We start from the raw sequence: 19,920 nt of genomic DNA on the forward strand, positions 1-19,920 counted from the left end.
GGGGTTACGGCAACTCGCGGCAGGCGTAAAACGCGTTCAGCACTTTGACCAGGTGTGCCAGGTCATGGCTGCCGCACAGCTCGCGGATCGAGTGCATGGCGAACGTCGGCAGGCCGATGTCCACGGTGCGCACGCCCAGGTGGCTGGCGGTGATCGGGCCGATGGTCGAGCCGCAGCCCATGTCGCTGCGCACCACGAAACTCTGCACCGGCACTTCTTCAGCCATGCACAGATGGCGGAAGAACCCGGCGGTTTCACTGTTGGTGGCGTAGCGCTGGTTGCTGTTGACCTTGATCACCGGGCCGGCGTTGAGTTTCGGGCCGTGGTTGGCGTCGTGCTTGTCGGCGTAGTTCGGGTGCACGCCGTGGGCGTTGTCGGCCGAGACCAGCAGGGATTTCTGGATGGTCCGTACGAACTCATCACCTTCGGGCAGCAGGCGACGCAGGGTTTGCTCGAGCATCGGGCCATCGGCACCGCAGGCCGAGCAGGAACCGACTTCTTCGTGGTCGTTGCACACCAACACGCAGGTTTCGTCGGTTTCGGCTGTCAGCAAGGCTTGCAGCCCGGCGTAGCACGACAACAGGTTGTCCAGGCGCGCGCCCGCGATGAAGTCGCCATGCAGGCCGATGATCGCGGCGCTTTGGGTGTCGTAGAAACTCAGCTCGTAATCGAGCACCACGTCGGCGTTCAAGCCGTGTTCGCGGGCCAGTTGGTCGGTGAGCACGGCGCGGAAATCCACGCGCTCGTCACCGGCAAATTGCGCGAGGATCGGCGGCAGTTCGGTCTGGGCGTTGATCGCCCAACCCAGGTTGGCTTCGCGGTTGAGGTGAATCGCCAGGTTGGGGATGGTGGCGATCGGCGCCTTGAAATCGATCAGCTGGCTTTCAACCTTGCCGTCACGACGGAAGGTCACGCGGCCGGCCAGGGACAGGTCGCGGTCAAACCACGGTGCCAGCAACGCGCCGCCATACACTTCGACACCCAACTGCCAGAAACCCTGGCGTTGCAGTTCCGGCTGGGGCTTGACCCGCAGGCAGGGGCTGTCGGTATGGGCGCCAACCAGGCGAATGCCGCTGTGCAGCGGTGAATGGCGGCCCATCTTGATCGCGACGATCGAAGAGTCGTTACGGGTGACGTAGTAGCGGCCATTGGCTTCGGTGGTCCACGGCTCGCGTTCGTCGAGGCGTTGGAAGCCGGCCGCTTCCAGGCGCTGAACCAGGCTGGCGGTGGCATGGAATGGGGTAGGGGAGGCCTTGAGGAAGTCGATCAGGCCTTGGTTCAACTCTTCGCGCATAAGTAGCTCCAGACAGCAATGGCGCCAGTTTAACGTATTGGCCGAAGAATTGGCGGCAGGGGTGCTGGGATTGAATCTGAAGGAGATCCTTGTGGGAGCGGGCTTGCCCGCGAATACGGACTATCAGTCACGATTATGCCGACTGACACGCCGCCATCGCGGGCAAGCCCGCTCCCACAGTTTTTTCAGCTCAAAACGGTGCCGGGCACTCGAAGCGCAGGCGCTCGCCGGTCTGGGGATGGGTGAAGCTGAGCATGCTCGCGTGCAGGCAAAGGCGTGGCCAGGCGGCCAGGGCTTGCTCATGGGCGTAGAGCCCGTCACCCAGCAGCGGGTGGCCGATGGAAAGCATGTGCACGCGCAACTGATGGGAGCGGCCGGTGATCGGCGTCAGTTCGACGCGGCACCAGTCGCCACAACGTTCCAGCACCCGCCAGAAGGTCAGGGCGTGTTTGCCGAATTCATGGTCCACCACGTGGCGTGGCTTGGTCGGCGGGTCGTAGCGCAGCGGCAAGTCGATGCTGCCACTGTCCAGCTCCGGCTGACCCCAGCACAGGGCGGCGTAGGCTTTTTCGGTTTCGCGGTCGTGAAATTGCCGAGACAGCTCGCGATGCGTGTCCGGGTCACGAGCCAACAGAATGATGCCGGAGGTTTCCCAGTCCAGTCGATGGACGATTCGCGCTTCCGGGTAGCCGTTTTCTTGCAGGCGGGTGATCAGGCAATCCTTGTTGTCATCGGCCCGGCCAGGGACAGAGAGCAGCAGGGTCGGTTTATCCACCACCAGTACGGCGGCGTCCTGATAGATGATGCGGATGTTGGACAACGGCATTAAAACAGCCTCGTAACAAACGCCAACGGCGGCTCAGGCCCCCAGCGTCCGTGTAGGAGCGAAGCTTGCTCGCGAAGGTGTGTCAGTCGACATCGCTGTAGCTGACACACCTTCGCGAGCAAGCTTCGCTCCTACACGGATGCGGGAGAGCCTGAGCCGCCGTGGCTCCTGTCTGACCGACTAGCGGTCAGGCAGGGTGATATTGAGTTCCAGGATCGAGCAGCTGCCCTGGTTTTCCAGAGCGACGTGCACGTCATCGGACCCGATATTGACGTACTTGCGGATCACCTCGACCAGTTCCTTCTGCAAGGCTGGCAGGTAGTCCGGCGTACTGCGTTGGCCGCGTTCATGCGCCACGATGATCTGTAGACGCTCTTTCGCAACCGAGGCGGTACTTGGCTTCTTGTTGGCACGAAAGAAGTCAAAAATGTTCATTATCGACCTCCAAACAGGCGCTCGAAGAAGCCTTTCTTCGTCACATCGAGGAAACGATGCTCCACGGTTTTACCCAGCAGGCGGTCGACTGCATCGCTGTACGCCTGGCCGGCGTCGCTCTGGTCGTCGAGAATCACCGGCACACCGGAGTTGGAAGCCTTGAGTACCGCTTGGGATTCCGGAATGACACCCAGCAGGGTCACGGCCAGAATTTCCTTTACGTCTTCGACGCCGAGCATTTCGCCGTCACTGACGCGTTGCGGGTTGTAACGGGTCAGCAGCAAGTGTTCCTTGATCGGCTCTTCGCCCTTCTCGGCGCGGCGCGATTTGCTGGCCAACAGGCCCAGCATGCGGTCCGAGTCACGTACCGAGGACACTTCCGGGTTAGTCACGATGATCGCTTCATCAGCGAAATACATGGCCAGGTGGGCGCCTTTCTCGATGCCGGCCGGAGAGTCGCAGACCACGAATTCGAAGTCTTCTTTCAACGCCATCAGGACTTTTTCTACGCCTTCGACGGTCAGCGCGTCTTTGTCGCGGGTCTGACTGGCGGCCAGGACGTAGAGGTTTTCCAGGCGTTTGTCTTTGATCAGGGCTTGCTGCAGGTTGGCTTCGCCGTTTACCACGTTGACGAAGTCATACACCACGCGACGCTCGCAACCCATGATCAGGTCGAGGTTACGCAAACCGACGTCGAAGTCGACGATAACTGTTTTGTGACCGCGCAGAGCGAGGCCGGTACCGATAGCGGCGCTGGTGGTGGTCTTACCCACACCACCCTTGCCGGATGTAACCACGAGAATCTTGGCCAAGGTGTTTCACCCCTAAGGAAAAAGGACTTTTAGCCCCTGAAAAACATCTCTTGAAAAACTACTGCAGTCGGACAGCCTTGGCTGGAATCCGGTCTTGAACGGCGTTTACCCCCGGTAAACACTGTTTTTGGCCATTTTCCTACTTCGTTTGAGCCGTTTTCGCTACGTTTTAGAGATGCTTGGAAAATGCGGCAGTATCCGTTAAAGCCGAATGATGTTCAACACATCGCCCGACAGGCTGACCTGTACACCCGAACCCCACAAAGGGTCGCGGCGCAGATCTTCGGACACCTTGTAATGACCGGCGATGGAGACCAGTTCAGCGCTCATTTGCTGACAGAAAATCCTGGCTTTCGTGTCGCCTTTGACCCCGGCCAACACGCGACCACGCATCGGCCCGTATACATGGATGTTCCCATCGGCGAGAAGTTCCGCCCCCGGACTGACCGACGAAATCACCACCAAATCGCAACCCTGGGCATAAATCTGCTGGCCACCCCGTACGGGCGACGTGATGATTTTGGTCGGTTTGAGGGTCGGCTCCGGTGGTTTTTCCGGTTTTTTCTTCACCTCGCCTTCGTGCAGGTCCAGCTGGCGTTCCCGGGCGCCGGACGGCGGCAGCACCGGCAGGTCGACGGCAATGGCGGCGGCAATGTCTTCGATACGGCTGGCACGGATCGCCAGGGTGCGCAGACCATGCTGGCGGCAGACGCGCATCAGGCCCGGCAAATCCACGGCGCCTTCACTGGCCGGAAGCTTGTCCAGGGCCAGCACCAGCGGTGCGTTGCTGAAAAAATTCGGCGCCTGGGCGACCTTGGCGGCCAATTGCCGATCAAGGCTTTCGAGGTCGTTGCGGGCCAGTTCCAGCACCGTAATGGCGAGCATGCTGCCCTTCAGCTGGAACACGGGATCTTGGTCTAGCGGTTCGGTTTGGCTCATGTCGGCATACAACGGCTTGTCACTAAAAGTGCCGAGACTTATAACGAGAACGCCCGCAGGCCGCAAGCCGGGTCGAACGATGTAGAATGCGCGGCCATTGTCTTTCCGGAACCTTTAATGGATCGCCCGCGTTTTCGAACAGCATTTCTTTCTCCGCGTTTCTGGCCGCTGTGGTGTGGCTTGGGGCTGTTGTGGCTGATTGTTCAGTTGCCGTATCCGGCGTTGCTGTTTGTCGGTCGCGTTCTGGGTGCCTTGATGTATCGAGTGGCCGGCGACCGACGGCGCATTGCCAAGCGCAATCTCGAGCTGTGCTTCCCGGAAAAATCCGCGGCGGAGCGCAAGCGCCTGCTCAAGGAAAACTTCGCCTCCACCGGCATCGCGTTTTTCGAGATGGCGATGAGTTGGTGGTGGTCGCGCGAGCGCTTGGCCAAACTGGCGCATGTCGAAGGCCTGGAGCATTTGAAAAAAGCCCAGCGCGAAGGCAAGGGCGTGATCCTGATGGCTGTGCATTTCACCACGCTGGAAATCGGCGCGGCGTTGCTCGGTCAGCAGCACACCATCGACGGCATGTACCGCGAGCACAAGAACCCGCTGTTCGATTACGTCCAGCGCAGTGGCCGCGAGCGGCACAACCTCGATTCGCTGGCGGTGGAGCGTGAGGATGTACGCGGCATGCTTAAACTGCTGCGGGCCGGCCGGGCAATCTGGTACGCCCCGGATCAGGACTACGGCGCCAAGCAAAGTGTCTTCGTGCCGCTGTTCGGGATTCAGGCCGCGACCGTCACCGCCACCAGCAAGTTTGCGCGGCTGGGCAAGGCGCTGGTGGTGCCGTTCACCCAGGAGCGCCTGGCGGATGGCAGCGGCTATCGACTGGTGATTCATGCGCCGCTCGACAACTTCCCCGGTGAATCCGAAGAGGCCGATTGCCTGCGCATCAACCAGTGGGTCGAAGGCGTCTTGCGCGAATGCCCGGAGCAATACCTCTGGGCGCATCGCCGCTTCAAGAGCCGTCCGCCGGGCGAGCCTAAGCTGTACAAAAAACGCGGTTGAATCACCGATCCCCTTGAGCGCCATGGAGTGTTGCAATGAGTCCTGCGGAACCGGTTACAGGCTTGATTCTTTCCGGTGGCGGGGCTCGGGCGGCCTATCAGGTGGGCGTGCTGGCGGCGATTGCCGAGCTGTTGCCGGTGGGCGCCAGCAACCCGTTTCCGGTGATCGTCGGCACCTCGGCCGGGGCGATCAACGCGGTCAGCCTCGCCAGTGGGGCGCTGGACTTCCGTGGCGCGATCGAGCGCCTGACCACCTTCTGGCAGGGTTTTCGCAGCCATCTGGTGTTGCGCAGTGACTGGCCGGGCGTGATCCATCAGGCCAGCCGCTTCGTCAGCCACAGCTTGCTCGGCATTGGCGCTCAGGTGCCGGTGGCCTTACTCAACAGCTCACCGCTGCGCGGGTTGCTCAACGACAAATTGCACATGACCGGCATTGCCGACGCCATCGAGCAGAAGCAGTTGCAGGCGGTGGCGGTCACCGCGTTTGGTTATGAGTCCGGTCAGGCCGTCACCTTCTATCAGGGCGGCGGCACCATCGATGCGTGGTTGCGCCATCGGCGGATTGGCGTACCGACGCAATTGTCCGTCGAACATTTGCTCGCCAGTTCCGCCATTCCACTGCTGTTCGCCCCGGTGAAAATCGGCGAAGAGTATTTCGGCGACGGTGCGGTACGCCAATCGGCGCCGATCAGCCCGGCCCTGCACCTGGGCGCCAGCCGCGTGCTGGTGGTGGGCGTCAGCGGCAACCCGCGCGGCGTCGACCCGGAACAACCGCTGCAACGCGCCTACACCGGTCAGCAGCCGACCTTGGCGCAGATCGGTGGGCACATGCTCAACAGTACGTTCATCGACAGCCTGGAAAGTGATATCGAGTTGCTGCAGCGTCTGAACCAGTTCAGCCATCTGCTGCCAGACGGCACGCCGACCCGTGCGCTTGGCGTGGCGCCGGTGGAGGTGTTGGTGATTTCGCCGAGTCAGCCGATCGATGAAATTGCGGCGCGGCATCGGCAGGAGTTGCCGGCAGCGTTGCGTTTGTTTTTGCGTGGGCCTGGGGCGACCAAGACCAGCGGGGCGGGGGTGCTGAGTTATCTGCTGTTCGAAGCGGGGTATTGCAGCGAGTTGATCGATTTGGGACGGCGGGATGCGTTGGCCAAGCGCGGGGAGTTGTGCCGGTTTCTGGGGATTGCCGAGGCAGCGGTCAGCGCTTGAGATTTGCGGTGCGGTTATCGCTAGCAGGCTAGCTCCCACATTGAAACGCGGTCACCTGTGGGAGCTAGCCTGCTAGCGATGCTTTTTAAATCAGAAGTGCACCTTGACCAGGAAGCTGGTCACGCTCTGATCGGTCTTGAAGCCCTGGCTGTCTTCGATGCCGTACTTGTTTTTCCAGTAGTCATACTCGACGCCGACGTACAACTGCTTCTCGCCCAGGTTCAGCGCCTTGCCCAGGTCGTATTTGACCTGCGGATTGAAGTGCAGGTTGGCGTGGTATTCGCCTTTTTTGTTGACGTCGTTGTCGACCACCCAGTCCATGAAACCGTCGATCAGGATGTTCGAATCGCCCACCGGAATGGTGTAGGACCAGACCGGCGTGATCTGCCAGATGTCATCACCCGGACGGTCGCCTTCGGTGTGACGGTTGTAGAAGTTCAGCTGGAAGTAGTCGAAGCCCGGGATGGCCAGGTCGAAACCAGGACCGATCAGGTAGGACTCGGTATCGTCTTCACCGAACTCGTACGTCATGGCCAGCAGCACGTCTTTGATCGGGCCGAATTCGAGTTTCTGGTCGAAGATTTTGCCGAACGACAGGCGCGGGCTGAATTCGCCGTAGTAGGTGTTCTCACCGGCGAAGGCGTCTTCCTTGCCGTTGTAGAAGATCTTGTCGATGAAGAAGAAGTTGTCGCCGTATTTCCAGCCATCGGCGTGTTCGAAGGTCACCGTCTGTTGAATGCGCGGGTTGACCTGGAAATCCTTGCCATACAAATAAGTCAGGCTGTTGTTCTGCCATTGCAGCAAGTCGCCGGCCATGGCCTGGCCCCCGGCCAGCAGTGATCCCGCCAGCATCAGGCTAGTGCACGTACGTTTCATTCGGTTGCTCCCAAAAAGTAGGTGGTTCCACGTTATTTTTTTAAGGTCGACGCTCTGGTGTGGCGCCTTTTTCTGTAGCGGTAAAAAATCATCCAATCGGTCAGCTTCAGTGCTGTTAGCAAGAGCTGCGCCAAGGCTTTCAAAAAACAAAAAAACTCCCGCTCGGCTGCTCGAAAGCAGTCGATTGAGGGAGGTTTTGGAGTGCCTTGGTACCGTCCAGGGCCGGGATAAGTTGGCTTTCTGGTCAGGAATTAAATCCGGGCTTTTTTTTAAAGCGGATTCTGGCGGCCGCGGAGAATACTGACTCCTTGGCCAGGTCTCAAGTGCCCCGCAACAGCGCACCGACGGCAGGTCTGGGGCACGGTTGCGGATCATCTAGAAATGCACCTTCACCAGCAGGCTGGTGGTGTTCTCATTGGTGTCGAAGTTGGCGTTGTTTTCGATGCCGTATTTGTCTTTCCAGTAGCTGTATTCGACGCCGACGTACACCTGTTTCTCCCGCCAGCCCAAGGCCTTGCCCAGGTCATATTTGATCTGCGGGTTGAAGTGCAGGTTGGCGTGGTACGTGCCGTTCGAGTTCTGGTCGTTATCCACGACCCAGTCGATATAGCCGTCGATCAACAGGCTCGAGTTGCCCAAGGGCAGGGTGTAGGACCAGGCCGGCGTGATCTGCCAGACATCGTCGCCGGGGCGCGAGCCTTCGGTCTGGCGATAGTAGAAATTCAAGGTGAAAAAATTGAAGCCGGGTACCGCGAGGTCGAAACCGGGGCCGATCAGATAGGCCTCGGTGTCGTCTTCGCCGTTCTCGTAGGTCATGGCCAGCAACACGTCCTTGATCGGGCCGAATTCGAAACGGTGGTCGAGGATTTTGCCAAAGGAGAGGCGCGGACTGAACTCGCCGTAATAGGCGTGAACGCCTTTGTTCCGGTCTTTCTCGCCGTTGTAGTAGGTGCTGTCGACGAACAGGAAGTTGTCGCCGTACTTCCAGCGGTCGGCGTGCTCGAACGTCACCGTTTGCTGGATCGACGGATTGACCGCGAAGTCCTTGCCATACAGATAGCTCAGGCTGTTGGTCTGCCACAGCAATAAATCGCCGGCCATGGCTTGGCTCGCGGCCAACAGGCCACCGCCCAACAGCATGTTTGTCTGTGTCCGAATCATCTGTTGCTCCCTCTTGTTTTTATTTTTCAAGGCGCAGGTGTTCCACCTGGGGGTCGAGCCTGCTCGCGATGGCGTCGGTTCAGTCAACATTGATGTTGAATGTGATATCGCTATCGCGAGCAGGCTCGCTCCCACAGGGGGCTTGTGGCGTTGGTGGATCAGTGCGGGTGGGCGTGGCAGTCGTTGATGGCGGCGCGTTCGCGGCCACCGAGAATGTTGAACAGGAGGTTCAACGACAGCGCACTCAACGTGGCCATGGCGATTCCGCTGTGGGTGATCGGGCTCATCCACAGCGGCAGATGCGCGAAAAATTCAGGCCGCACCACCGGGATCAAGCCCATGCCGATGCTTACCGCCACCAGCAACTGGTTGCGACGGTCACCGATGTCGGCTTCCTGGAGAATCTTGATCCCGGTGGCGGCGACCATGCCGAACATCGCAATCGCCGCGCCGCCCAATACCGCTGGCGGAATCGAAGCCACCAGGAACGCCGCTTTCGGCAGCAGGCTCAACACCACCAGCAAGCCGCCGGCGACGATGGTCACTGAGCGGCAGCGCACGCCGGTCATCTGCACCAGGCCGATGTTCTGGGCGAACGAGGAGTGGGTGAAGGTGTTGAAGAAACCGGCAAAGAACGAAGCACCGGCATCACACAGCAAGCCGCGCCGCAGCATGCGTGGGCAGACGTCCTGACCGGTGATCTTGCCCAGTGCGAGGAACATCCCGGTGGACTCGACGAAGATAATCACCACCACCAGGCACATCGACAGAATCGGTGCCAGTTCGAACTTCGGCATGCCGAAATGCAGCGGGGTGACGATTTGCAGCCAGGGCGCCTGCGCAATGCCGCTGAGGTCGACCATGCCGATCAGGCCGCAAATGACGTAGCCCAGGCACATGCCGATCAGCACCGAAATGTTGACCCAGAAGCCGCGCATGAAACGATGGACCAGCAGAATGGTGGCCAGCACCAGCGCGGCGATGGCCAGGTAAATCGGTGAACCGAATTGAGTCGCGCCGGCACCGCCGCCGGCCCAGTTCACGGCCACGGGGAACAGCGATAAACCGATCGAGGTGATCACTGTGCCGGTCACCAGCGGCGGGAAGAAGCGCACGACTTTGGACATGAACGGCGCGATGATCATGCCGAAGAACCCGGCGGCGATGGTCGCGCCGAAGATCCCTTGCAGGCCGATGCCCGGCATGCCGGCCATCGCGACCATGCTGCCGACCGCAGCGAAACTGGCGCCCATCATCACCGGCATGCGAATGCCCATGGGGCCGATGCCCATCGATTGCACGATGGTGGCGATCCCGGCCACCAGCAGGTCGGCGTTGATCAGGAAGGCGATTTCTTCACGACTCAGGCCGGCGGCCTGTCCGATGATCAGCGGCACCGCGATGGCTCCGCCGTACATCAGCAGAACGTGTTGCAATCCCACCAGGATCAGCTGCAAAAGGGGCAAGCGTTGAATTGCGGGTGCGTCGGGGATGCGCGCTTCGGATAGCTCGGACATGCAACACCTCGGATCTTTTTATTCTTGTGATTTTTGCATCAGGGAGACCGCGTCGCGGCCGTTCGCGGGCAAGCCTCGCTCCTACGGATCAGTGTGAACCCTGTAGGAGCGAGGCTTGCCCGCGAAGCTTTTAACGGTTAATTGGTCGGAGCACCCTGAACAATCCACGCGCCGATCAGGTCACGTTCCTGCTGGGTCATCTGAGTGATGTTACCCAGTGGCATGATCTGGCTGGTGACGGCCTGCGCCTGGATGCGCGCCGCGTTCTGGCGGATCTGCTCGGGGGTGTCGAACATCACCCCGGCCGGGGCAGCGCTGAACAACGGACTGGTCGGTTTGGCCGAGTGGCAGACCGAGCAACGTTCCTGGATCACGCTGTGTACCTTGTCGAAACTCGGACCGGCGTTCGAAGCCTGGACCGGTGCAGCTTCAGCAGGTTTTGCGACGGCAGGTTTGGCGCCACCACCCAAAGCCGTTTCCGGCAGCGGCTGGTACTCGATGGTGCCAGGCGCCTTCGCCACTTCAGGTGCGCTAGGCATCTGCGCCGGGCCGGTCACGTAAGCCAGGCAGATCATGCCCACTGCCGCGACGGGCAGGGTCCAGGCGAACTTGTGGCTGTCGTGACGGGTATTGAAGTAGTGACGCACCAACACCGCCAGCACCGCAATCCCGGCCAGGATCAGCCAGTTGTATTGGCTGCCGTAGGTGCTCGGGAAGTGGTTGCTGATCATGATGAACAGCACCGGCAAGGTGAAGTAGTTGTTGTGACGCGAACGCAGCAAGCCTTTGGCCGGCAGTGCCGGATCGGGCGTGCGGTTTTCGGCAATCGCCGCCACCAGTGCGCGCTGCGCCGGCATGATGATGCGGAACACGTTGCCGACCATGATGGTGCCGATGATCGCGCCGACGTGCAGGTAAGCACCGCGACCGCTGAACACTTTGCTGAAGCCGTAGGCGGCGCCGATGATCAGCACGAACAGGATGAAGCCGAGCAGGGCAGGGCGTTTGCCCAGGGCCGAGTCGCAGAGGAAGGAGTAGACGAACCAGCCGACGAACAACGAGGCGATGCCCAGGGCAACCCCTTCAGGGCCGGTCAGGCTGCTGCCCGGTGCCAGCAGGTACAGCGTCGGGTTGGAGTAGAACACTACGCACAGCAGCGCGACCCCCGACAGCCAGGTGAAATAGGCTTCCCATTTGAACCAGTGCAGGTTGTCCGGCATGGTCGGTGGGGCCAGCTTGTATTTTTCCAGGTGGTAGATACCGCCGCCGTGGATCGCCCACAAATCACCGGCCAAGCCACTTTTCGGGTTGACCCGATTGAGGTTGTTTTCCAGCCAGACGAAGTAGAACGATGCGCCGATCCAGGCCACACCAGTAATCATATGAACCCAGCGCACGCTCAGGTTCAGCCATTCCAACAGATGTGCTTCCACAGTCTTTACCTCTCGCCTGTCACTCTGTTGTCGAGTGATCAGACCTTCTCTTATTGGTGGGGGGCAAGGATCAAACGCTCATCCTCTTTGAAAAAATGCTCATCGCAGTTATTGCCTGTGCCACTGCGATCAACCACCAGGAAGTCATCCCGCTTTTCGATCGTCAGCACCGGATGGTGCCAAACGCCGCGATGGTAATTAATGCCCTGCCTGCCGTTGGTGACGAAGGCGCGGACCAAGCCTGATACAGGTTCATCGCCAAGTGGCGCGACCACGATCAGAAAGGGGTTGCCGAGCAGCGGAATGAACGCCTGGCTGCCCAGCGGGTGACGCTCCAGCATGCTCACGGTCAGCGGCATGTCCTGCGCGTCGGCGCGGAAGATGCTGATGATCGCGTGGTCTTCTGGCGTGGCGGTTTCCACCGTCGCCAGTTTATGAAAGCGCATGGTCGAACCGTTGTTGATCATGAAGTGATCGCTGCCGTCGGTTTCAATCACGTCACCGAAAGGGGCGAAGGCTGCTTTGGTCAGCGGTTCAATCGTCAGTGTGCGCATGCTGTTTTTATCCGAATTCTGTGTTGTTGGTTCGATTGCTATCGCTGGCAGGCCAGCTCCCACAGGGGAATGCACTCCAACTGTGGGGGCTAGCCTGCTAGCGATTGGGTTCAGCGCTTATTTAGCGACCTTGCCCAATACCCGCAGGCGGCTCACACCGCCATCCGGGAACACGTTCAGGCGGATGTGGGTGATCGGGCCCAGCGCCTTGATCTGCTCGGCGAAGGTGTGTTCGGCGTGCATTTCCAGTTTCTGCGCCGGCAGCAGTTCGCGCCAGAACAGCGATTGGGTTTCGATCTGGCTGTCGGTGCCGCCCTTCACGAACGCGCCCTGGATCGAGCACGTGTCCGGGTAGTTGCCCTTGAAGTGCAAGGTGTCGACGATGACTTTTTCGATCTCGCCGGCATGACCCAGCGCGACGATCACCCAGTCATTGCCCGGCGTACGACGACGCGCGGTTTCCCAGCCGTCGCCCATGTTGATGCCACGGCCCGGGTTGAGGATGTTGCTCATGCGACCGAAGTGTTCGTCGGAGCAGGCGAGGGCGCGGCCACCGTTCAGGGCTGCGGCCAGGTCGACTTGCTCGTTGTCACCCACAGCGGACCAGTCGCGGAACGGAATACCGTAGACACGCAGACGGGCCACGCCACCATCCGGGTAGATGTTGAAACGCAGGTGGCTGAACGCCTGGTCGTTGCTGATTTCGTGGTAGTGATGGCTGTTGCCTTGCAACTCGACGGCGGACAGCACTTCAGTCCACTGGGTGTTGTCGTCCGGCTCGCCCGAAGCGAGGAAACAGGCTTCCAGCGAAGCCGACGGCGGGAAGTTGCCGGTGAAGAATGAAGTGTCGATGTCCACGCCTTTGATCGAACCCGGTACGCCCAGGCGGATCACCGCGCTGTCGTAGCCTTCGAAGCGCTTGCGGCGCGACTCCCAGCCGTCCATCCACTTGCCGTTGTCATCGAACACGCCCTCCTTCCACACCGCCGGGGTCGGCTGGAACAGGCGGTTGGCATCAGCGAACCAGTCATCGGTGACCGAGATGATTTTGGTGCCCAGGCGGGCGTCGGCCAGGTTGACGAACTTCTCGAAAGGTACGGCGTAAGCTTTCATTCTTCTTGTCTGCCTTTAATAAGTTGGCTTGGGATGCTTGCAGTGCCCTGGGTATCTTCGCGCTTTAAATACTCGGGCAAGGCTCGCTATAGGGTCAGTAAACGGAACAGGGCGATCTTGTTGATCTCCGCCAGCGCGCACTTGAATTCGGTTTCTGCCGAGTTGTGAATGCGCGTTTCGAACGCCGCGAGGATCTGATGCCGGTTGCTGCCTTTTACCGCCATGATGAAGGGAAACTTGAACTTGGCCTTGTAGGCGTCGTTCAGCTCGGTGAAGCGCTGGAACTCTTCGGCCGTGCATTGGTGAATACCGGCGCCAGCCTGTTCATTCGTGCTGGCTTCGGTGAGTTGGCCCTGTACGGCGGCTTTGCCGGCCAGGTCCGGGTGAGCGTTGATCAGGGCCAATTGGCTTTGATGATCGGCGCTCAACAGGATGTCGCTCATGCGCTGGTGCAGGGTTTCGATCTCGTCGATCGAAGCGTCCTGGCCCAGGTCGAAGGCCTTCTCGGCCACCCATGGCGAATGTTCGTAGATGTCGGCGAAGGCTTTGACGAAGGCGTCGCGGCTCAAGGTCGATGGCTTCAAGGTTTGAAAGGCGCTCATTTCGCAGCCCCTTGGTACGGGTGGGTTTCGTGCCAATGGCGAGCGATGTCGACGCGACGGCTGAACCACACCTGTTCATGACTTTTAGCGTATTCGATAAAGCGCTTGAGCGAGGCCAGACGCGCTGGACGGCCAATCAGGCGGCAGTGCAGACCAATCGACAGCATCTTCGGCGCTTCGGCACCTTCGGCGTACAACACGTCGAACGCGTCTTTGAGGTACTCGAAGAAATCGTCGCCCTTGTTGAAACCCTGGACCTGGGTGAAGCGCATGTCGTTGGTGTCCAGGGTGTACGGGATCACCAGGTGCGGCTTGCCGGTCGGGTTGTTCGGTTCCCAGTAGGGCAGGTCGTCGTCGTAGGTGTCGCAGTCGTAGAGGAAACCGCCTTCTTCCATCACCAACCGACGAGTGTTCGGGCCGGTGCGGCCGGTGTACCAGCCCAGTGGGCGTTCGCCGGTGATTTCGGTGAGGACGCGGATTGCTTCGAGCATGTGCTCGCGTTCCTGCGCTTCATCCATGTACTGGTAGTCGATCCAGCGATAGCCGTGGCTGCAGATCTCGTGGCCGGCATCGACCATCGCGCGGATCACGTCCGGGTGGCGCTGGGCGGCCATGGCCACGGCGAAGATGGTCAGCGGAATGTCGAATGCCTTGAACAGTTTCAGAATCCGCCAGACGCCGGCACGGCTGCCATACTCGTAAAGGGATTCCATGCTCATGTTGCGCGCGCCTTGCAGCGGCTGCGCCGAGACCATCTCCGAGAGGAAGGCTTCGGATTCTTTATCGCCGTGCAGGATATTGCGCTCGCCGCCTTCTTCGTAATTGAGCACGAAGGACAAGGCAATGCGGGCATTGCCCGGCCAGTGTGGGTGAGGAGGGTTACTGCCGTAACCGATCAGGTCGCGTGGGTAGTCAGCGCTCACTGCAGTCTTCCTTCTTATTCGTGTTGACGGTGTGTGTGAGCGGCCCGGCGATGAGATCCAAGGCTGGCGTCACAGCGATGGGCTGATTGTATACAACTTTATATTCACTTTGTAAGCCTGAATTTTTGCATTTTTCGTTAACGGTCATCTTTCCATGCTATTCGCATGAACCTGCAAGAAACCTGCCTGACTGGTCAGCTAATGGTGGCAGGGTTCACTCAGTGTGCGGTTTGCTGGGAAATCACTGAGGAATCCATAGGTGGCGAAGGTAGAAGCAAAAATGTCGTTTTTATTGTGTACAATTTTTTTGAAAAGTGTCTTAATCAATCGCTCGCCGCAGTGTTTCGTGCTCCGAAACGGTGCGGTCTTCTTTTCAACTGACTTCGGGAGGCGCGAGGTCTGACTGCTCCACGCAGGCAGGCGCGCAGAATCAATGGGACGTTTGACGACACACGTTTTGGACGCTGCACACGGTTGCCCGGGCAGCTCGATCAAGGTCGAGTTGTACCGCGTTGAAGGTTCGCAGCTGGAATTGGTCGCCAGCGCGATCACCAACAGCGATGGCCGTGTCGATGCGCCGTTGCTGCAAGGCGATGACTACCGCTCCGGGGTCTATCAGGTTCAGTTTCATGCGGGCGATTACTACCGCGCCCGTGGCCTTCAGCTGCCGGAGCCTGCGTTCCTGGACGTGGTGGTGCTGCGTTTTGGCATCTCTGCGGAACAGGATCACTACCATGTACCGCTGCTGATTTCGCCGTACAGCTATTCCACGTACCGCGGCAGCTGATCCCCCAAGCAGCTGCCTCAACCTGGAAGCGACTGCGCATAGAGCTTCTTTGGTCTTTTGCCCGCTCACACTGCGGGCTTTTTTTTGCCTGCAGAAATGTGCCGTCCGTGCCGACGTAATCGCTAGCAGGCTAGCTCCCACAGGGATGTGTGAACGCCGCAAATCCAATGTGGGAGCTAGCCTGCTAGCGATGCTTTTGACGTTATCGGCTCAGCAATGATGCCGCGCCCGCACCACTGAACAACCCCGCACTCACCCGGTTAAACCAGCTCTGCCCCTTGCCACTGCGCAGGTACCGCGCCGCGCCATGCGCGCCCAGCCCATACGCCAGCTTGCACAGCAAATCCAGCACCGTCCAGGTCGCGATCATCACCAGCAATTGCGGCAAAAACGGCTGCTCGGCACTCAAGAACTGCGGCAGAAACGCGGCGAAGAACAGGATGTCTTTCGGATTACTCGCACCCAACACAAAGGCGCGTCCAAACAGTGCACGAAAGCGCGGCACCGGCGCAGCCTGGGGCACTTCGGCGCCCACCGAGGGCAGGCGCGATTGCTGCCAGCTCTGCCAGGCGAGGTAGAACAGGTACAGCGCCCCGACGATTTTCAGCGCGCTGAACAGCTGTTCCGACGCCAGCAACAACGCGCCCAAACCCAGCGCCGAGGCACTGAGCAAGCAGATCGAGGCCATCACGCCCCCCAGAAACGCCGGGTAAGAACGGCGCAAACCGTAATTCAAACTGTTGCTGATCATCAGCAAAGACAGGGGGCCCGGGATCAGGATCACCACCAGCGCAGCGCCGCTGAACAGCAGCCAGGTTTCCAGACTCATCACTTTCCTCCATTTGTGCAAAAGCCCCACCCGACGGGGTGAGGCTGTTTTGAAACACTGCTTTTGAATCGTAAGCCGCTTACAAGAAAATGAACTTGGCGATGAAGATCGCGCAGAGCACCCACAGACTGACGGAAATTTCCTTGTGCTTGCCGGTGAAGGCCTTCAGCACCACATAAGTGATAAAACCCAGCGCGATGCCGTCGGCAACCGAGAAGGTCAGGGGCATCATGATTGCGGTCACGATGGCCGGAATGCTGTCGGTGGCTTCGTCCCATTCGATGTGCTTCATGCCGCCCATCATCAGCATCGCCACATAAATCAGCGCACCGGCGGTTGCGTAAGCAGGGATCATGCCCGCCAGCGGTGCGAAAAACATGGCTGCAATAAATAGCACACCTACGGTTACTGCGGTAAGACCAGTCCGACCACCCGCGGCAACACCCGCGGCACTTTCCACGTAGCTGGTCACCGGCGGAACACCGACCACCGCACCGAATACGCTGGAAGCACTGTCGGCTTTCAGGGCGCGGGAGAGGTTTTCGATCTTGCCGTCAGCGTTCACCAGGCCGGCTCGCTGGGCGACGCCCATCAGGGTGCCGGCGGTGTCGAACATGTGCACGAAGAGGAAGGCCAGCACCACGCTGATCATGCTGACGTTAAACACGCCGGCGACATCCATGGCCATCCAGGTCGGTGCCAGGCTCGGCGGGGCGGACATGATGCCCTCGTAGTGCACCAGGCCCAGGCCCCAACCCGCGAGGGTCACGGTGATGATGCTGATGAGAATCGCGCCAAACACTTTGTGGTAGCTGAGTACGGCGATCATCAGGAAGCAGATGGCGGCCAGCAAAGGACCAGGCTCGCGCAGGGAGCCGAGCTTGATCAGGGTGGCCGGGCTATCGACCACGATGCCCGCGGTTTTCAAGCCGATCAGCCCCAGAAACAAGCCCACACCGGCGCCCATGGCAAAGCGCAAACTCACCGGGATGCTATTGAGCAGCCATTCGCGGATCCGGGAAAAAGTCAGGAACATGAACAACACACCGGACACAAACACCGCGCCAAGGGCGGTTTCCCAGTTGTAGCCCATGGTGCCGACCACGGTGTAAGTGAAGAAAGCGTTGAGGCCCATGCCTGGTGCGAGCCCGACCGGCCAGTTGGCGTACAGACCCATCAACAGGCAACCCAGCGCGGCGGCGATGCAGGTGGCGACGAACGCGGCACCGTGATCGATCCCGGCGTCGGCCATGATGTTGGGGTTGACGAAGATGATGTAGGCCATGGTGATGAAGGTTGTCAGACCGGCAATCAGCTCGGTCTTCACCGTGGTGCCATGCAAGGTGAGTTTGAATATGCGCTCCAGCCAGCCATTGCGTATCGGCGGCGAGAGTTCCAGCGTCGGGGCTTCGGATTTGCGGCTTTCCACAGCGAGTACTCCTCAAGAGTTTTATTTTTATTTCCAGGGCCGGACCCATGAGGGTGGCAGCGGCCCTTTGAGGCACTTGCGAATTTGTTGACCTCTTGGTCAGGAACTCGCACGAAGTGGATTATGCTTTTGTATACAAATAAAGCAAATAATGTTTTTGATTTTGTAGACGAAAAGTTTGGCAATAGGGATATATCGCCGGTTCGGACGCCTTCGCGAGCAAGCCCGCTCCCACATTCGAACGCGTTCCCACGAGCAAGCCCGGTCGAATGTGGGAGCGGGCTTGCCCGCGAAGGCGTCAGATCAACAGTACAGCTCCAGCAGCCACAACACTCAGTCAGCCGCCACCTGGCTTTTCCCCAGCGCCAGATTCACCGCCAACCACCCATTCACCGCCGTCTCTCCAGCCTCGGCAAACACCCGCTCAAGCAATTTCACCTGCTCCCGGCGCAGCGACTGCTCAAACCGCGCGCCTTCCACGGTCAGTTCCAGCAACCGCTTACGCTTGTCGGTCGCGGACGCGACGCTGTTCACCAGATGCATTTCCACCAATTGGCGCAGCGGAATGTTCAGCGCCTGCTTGCTCACGCCGAGCAGCGCCAGCAACTCCTTGACGCTCAGGTTCGGGTAGCGGGCGATGAAAAACACGATGCGTTGATGCACCCGGCTCAAGCCTTTGCGCTCAAGCATTTCGTCGGCTTTCGCGGTGAAAGCCTGGTAGCCGAAGAAAAACGCTTCCATCGCTTGTTGTTGAGTTCCAGGATTTTTAAGGTCAAGCATGTTGACGTATCCGCTCAGGCTGTCGTAATTTCGGTCAACAAGTTTGACTCATTTTCCTCTGGCCTTGCTACCGGTGATCCCATGGCTTTTTCCGAACGTGTCTCGCGCCTTAAAAGTTCTTTGATCCGTGAAATCCTCGCCGCCGTCCAGCGTCCGCAAGTGATGTCGTTCGCTGGCGGCTTGCCGGCCGAAGCCATGCTGCCGAATGTCGAATGGGCTGAGATGCCGGTGTCGATGGGCCAATACGGCATGAGCGAAGGGGAGCCGGCACTGCGTGAAGCCCTGGCGGCCGAAGCCCGGGCACTGGGTGTGCCGTGTGAGGCGAGTCAGGTGCTGGTGGTCAGCGGTTCCCAGCAAACCCTCGACCTGACGGCCAAGCTCTACATCGACCCAGGCACCGAGATTTTGCTGGAAGCGCCCACCTATCTGGCGGCGTTGCAGATTTTCCAGTTGTTCGGCGCCGACTGCATCACCGTGCCGCTGGAGGCCGATGGCCCGAATCTTCCGGAATTGCGCGCCCGGCTGGAAAAACACAAACCTGCTTTCATCTACCTGATCCCGACTTTCCAGAACCCGTCGGCCGTGCGCTACAGCGAAACCAAGCGCGATGCCGTGGCTGCGTTGCTCGATGAGTTCGGCGTGACGCTGATCGAAGATGAGCCTTACCGCGAGCTGACCTTCGACGGCGGCAGCGCGACACCGATTGTCAGTCGTTTGAAGAAGGCCAGTTGGATCTATACCGGCACCGTGTCGAAAACCCTGTTGCCAGGGTTGCGCGTCGGTTACCTGATCGCCAGTCCGGACCTGTTCCCGCACTTGCTGCGGCTCAAGCAATCGGCGGACCTGCACACCAATCGGGTCGGCCAGTGGCAAGCGCTGCAATGGATCGGCACCGAGAAATTCCAGCATCACCTATGCGAGTTGCGGGACTTTTACCGGGTACGGCGGGATGCGTTCCAGTCGGCGCTGGAAACGCACTTTTCCGGTCTGGCGGATTGGAATGTGCCACAGGGCGGGCTATTTTTCTGGCTGACGCTCAAGCAGCCGCTGGATACCCGGACGTTGCTCAAGGCCGCATTGGCGGCGGATGTGGCGTTCATGCCGGGCGAGCCGTTCTTCCCCGAACCGGATAACAATCATGGGCATTTGCGCCTGAACTTCAGCCATATCGACCCGGCGCGGCTGGATGAAGGGCTTAAGCGGCTGGCGGCGGTGGTGCGGCAAGCGCAGGCGGCCTGAGGGCAGAAACAAATAAACCGGCTCAAGGGCCGGTTTATTTTTGTCCGAAGTTTGCGTTGTCCGGTCTGACGCCATCGCGGGCTTGCCCGCGATGGCGTCAGTTCAAACAACCC

General features: G+C 59.8%; 20 protein-coding genes. 4 read left to right on the top strand and 16 right to left on the bottom strand.

The genetic code is table 11. The features are described from left to right. Positions 1 to 4: 4 nt before the first annotated feature. The 5 genes from ACA057_RS08715 to minC all read right to left on the bottom strand — a co-directional run bounded on the left by ACA057_RS08715 (position 5) and on the right by minC (position 4,306). Positions 5 to 1,294 (bottom strand): M18 family aminopeptidase, encoded by a 1,290-nt coding sequence (locus tag ACA057_RS08715; protein ID WP_059404703.1) that lies wholly within the window; start codon positions 1,292 to 1,294, stop codon positions 5 to 7. 190 nt (positions 1,295 to 1,484) lie between these two features. Continuing rightward, positions 1,485 to 2,120 (bottom strand): RluA family pseudouridine synthase, encoded by a 636-nt coding sequence (locus ACA057_RS08720; RefSeq protein WP_497347512.1) that lies wholly within the window; start codon positions 2,118 to 2,120, stop codon positions 1,485 to 1,487. Positions 2,121 to 2,300: 180 nt separating this feature from the next. Next, positions 2,301 to 2,555, bottom strand: coding sequence for a cell division topological specificity factor MinE (gene minE, locus ACA057_RS08725; RefSeq protein WP_007944431.1), 255 nt, complete (start codon positions 2,553 to 2,555; stop codon positions 2,301 to 2,303). Continuing rightward, the gene (minD, locus tag ACA057_RS08730; protein WP_059404701.1) at positions 2,555 to 3,367 is read right to left on the bottom strand and encodes a septum site-determining protein MinD; all 813 of its coding nucleotides are present in this window, start codon (positions 3,365 to 3,367) and stop codon (positions 2,555 to 2,557) included. Before minD ends, minE begins: the two co-directional genes overlap by 1 nt. 201 nt (positions 3,368 to 3,568) lie before the next feature. Then, the gene (gene minC, locus ACA057_RS08735; protein WP_401358137.1) at positions 3,569 to 4,306 is read right to left on the bottom strand and encodes a septum site-determining protein MinC; all 738 of its coding nucleotides are present in this window, start codon (positions 4,304 to 4,306) and stop codon (positions 3,569 to 3,571) included. A gap of 117 nt (positions 4,307 to 4,423) precedes the next feature. On the opposite strand from minC, the gene ACA057_RS08740 reads away from it, so the two are divergent. Both ACA057_RS08740 and ACA057_RS08745 read left to right on the top strand, forming a co-directional pair. After that, on the top strand, positions 4,424 to 5,356 hold the full coding sequence (locus ACA057_RS08740) for a lipid A biosynthesis lauroyl acyltransferase (RefSeq protein WP_497347515.1): 933 nt from the start codon (positions 4,424 to 4,426) through the stop codon (positions 5,354 to 5,356). 35 nt (positions 5,357 to 5,391) lie between these two features. Continuing rightward, positions 5,392 to 6,564, top strand: a complete 1,173-nt coding sequence (locus tag ACA057_RS08745; RefSeq protein WP_497347517.1) for a patatin-like phospholipase family protein — start codon at positions 5,392 to 5,394, stop codon at positions 6,562 to 6,564. Between the two features lie 90 nt (positions 6,565 to 6,654). Here ACA057_RS08745 and ACA057_RS08750 read toward each other — a convergent pair whose 3' ends face one another. From ACA057_RS08750 to puuE, 8 genes are all read right to left on the bottom strand, one after another. Then, positions 6,655 to 7,440 carry an outer membrane protein OmpK gene (locus tag ACA057_RS08750; RefSeq protein WP_131062427.1) on the bottom strand — a complete coding sequence of 262 codons (786 nt, stop codon included), beginning with the start codon at positions 7,438 to 7,440 and terminating at the stop codon, positions 6,655 to 6,657. Positions 7,441 to 7,815: 375 nt separating this feature from the next. Further along, the gene (locus ACA057_RS08755; protein WP_497347519.1) at positions 7,816 to 8,601 is read right to left on the bottom strand and encodes an outer membrane protein OmpK; all 786 of its coding nucleotides are present in this window, start codon (positions 8,599 to 8,601) and stop codon (positions 7,816 to 7,818) included. A 158-nt stretch (positions 8,602 to 8,759) separates the two neighbouring features. Further along, the gene (locus tag ACA057_RS08760) at positions 8,760 to 10,118 is read right to left on the bottom strand and encodes a nucleobase:cation symporter-2 family protein (RefSeq protein WP_497347521.1); all 1,359 of its coding nucleotides are present in this window, start codon (positions 10,116 to 10,118) and stop codon (positions 8,760 to 8,762) included. 137 nt (positions 10,119 to 10,255) lie between these two features. Then, complete coding sequence (locus tag ACA057_RS08765; RefSeq protein WP_497347523.1) at positions 10,256 to 11,551, bottom strand: urate hydroxylase PuuD; 1,296 nt, start codon at positions 11,549 to 11,551, stop codon at positions 10,256 to 10,258. 50 nt (positions 11,552 to 11,601) lie between these two features. Then, entirely contained in the window at positions 11,602 to 12,105 is a 504-nt protein-coding gene (locus ACA057_RS08770) for an ureidoglycolate lyase (RefSeq protein WP_497349841.1), read from the bottom strand. Positions 12,106 to 12,222: 117 nt separating this feature from the next. Further along, on the bottom strand, positions 12,223 to 13,218 hold the full coding sequence (gene alc / locus ACA057_RS08775; protein ID WP_059404692.1) for an allantoicase: 996 nt from the start codon (positions 13,216 to 13,218) through the stop codon (positions 12,223 to 12,225). An 86-nt stretch (positions 13,219 to 13,304) separates the two neighbouring features. After that, on the bottom strand, positions 13,305 to 13,820 hold the full coding sequence (gene uraD / locus ACA057_RS08780; protein WP_059404691.1) for a 2-oxo-4-hydroxy-4-carboxy-5-ureidoimidazoline decarboxylase: 516 nt from the start codon (positions 13,818 to 13,820) through the stop codon (positions 13,305 to 13,307). Next, positions 13,817 to 14,743: an allantoinase PuuE gene (gene puuE / locus ACA057_RS08785; protein WP_497347526.1), complete on the bottom strand. Its 927-nt coding sequence runs from the start codon at positions 14,741 to 14,743 to the stop codon at positions 13,817 to 13,819. The genes uraD and puuE overlap by 4 nt, the downstream gene beginning before the upstream one ends. A gap of 433 nt (positions 14,744 to 15,176) precedes the next feature. Here puuE and uraH point away from each other — a divergent pair, with 433 nt between their 5' ends. Further along, positions 15,177 to 15,530 (top strand): hydroxyisourate hydrolase, encoded by a 354-nt coding sequence (uraH, locus tag ACA057_RS08790; RefSeq protein WP_497347528.1) that lies wholly within the window; start codon positions 15,177 to 15,179, stop codon positions 15,528 to 15,530. A 202-nt stretch (positions 15,531 to 15,732) separates the two neighbouring features. On the opposite strand, the gene ACA057_RS08795 is transcribed toward uraH, so the two are convergent. The 3 genes from ACA057_RS08795 to ACA057_RS08805 all read right to left on the bottom strand — a co-directional run bounded on the left by ACA057_RS08795 (position 15,733) and on the right by ACA057_RS08805 (position 18,568). Then, a complete protein-coding gene (locus ACA057_RS08795) occupies positions 15,733 to 16,359 on the bottom strand; it encodes a LysE family translocator (RefSeq protein WP_497347530.1) in 627 nt (208 codons plus the stop codon). A gap of 79 nt (positions 16,360 to 16,438) precedes the next feature. Further along, positions 16,439 to 17,788, bottom strand: a complete 1,350-nt coding sequence (locus ACA057_RS08800; RefSeq protein ID WP_497347532.1) for an NCS2 family permease — start codon at positions 17,786 to 17,788, stop codon at positions 16,439 to 16,441. A 333-nt stretch (positions 17,789 to 18,121) separates the two neighbouring features. Then, on the bottom strand, positions 18,122 to 18,568 hold the full coding sequence (locus ACA057_RS08805) for a MarR family winged helix-turn-helix transcriptional regulator (RefSeq protein ID WP_497347534.1): 447 nt from the start codon (positions 18,566 to 18,568) through the stop codon (positions 18,122 to 18,124). Positions 18,569 to 18,649: 81 nt separating this feature from the next. On the opposite strand from ACA057_RS08805, the gene ACA057_RS08810 reads away from it, so the two are divergent. Continuing rightward, a complete protein-coding gene (locus ACA057_RS08810) occupies positions 18,650 to 19,807 on the top strand; it encodes an aminotransferase-like domain-containing protein (RefSeq protein ID WP_497347536.1) in 1,158 nt (385 codons plus the stop codon). Positions 19,808 to 19,920: the final 113 nt, after the last annotated feature.

Source organism: Pseudomonas sp. LBUM1661, assembly GCF_059695925.1.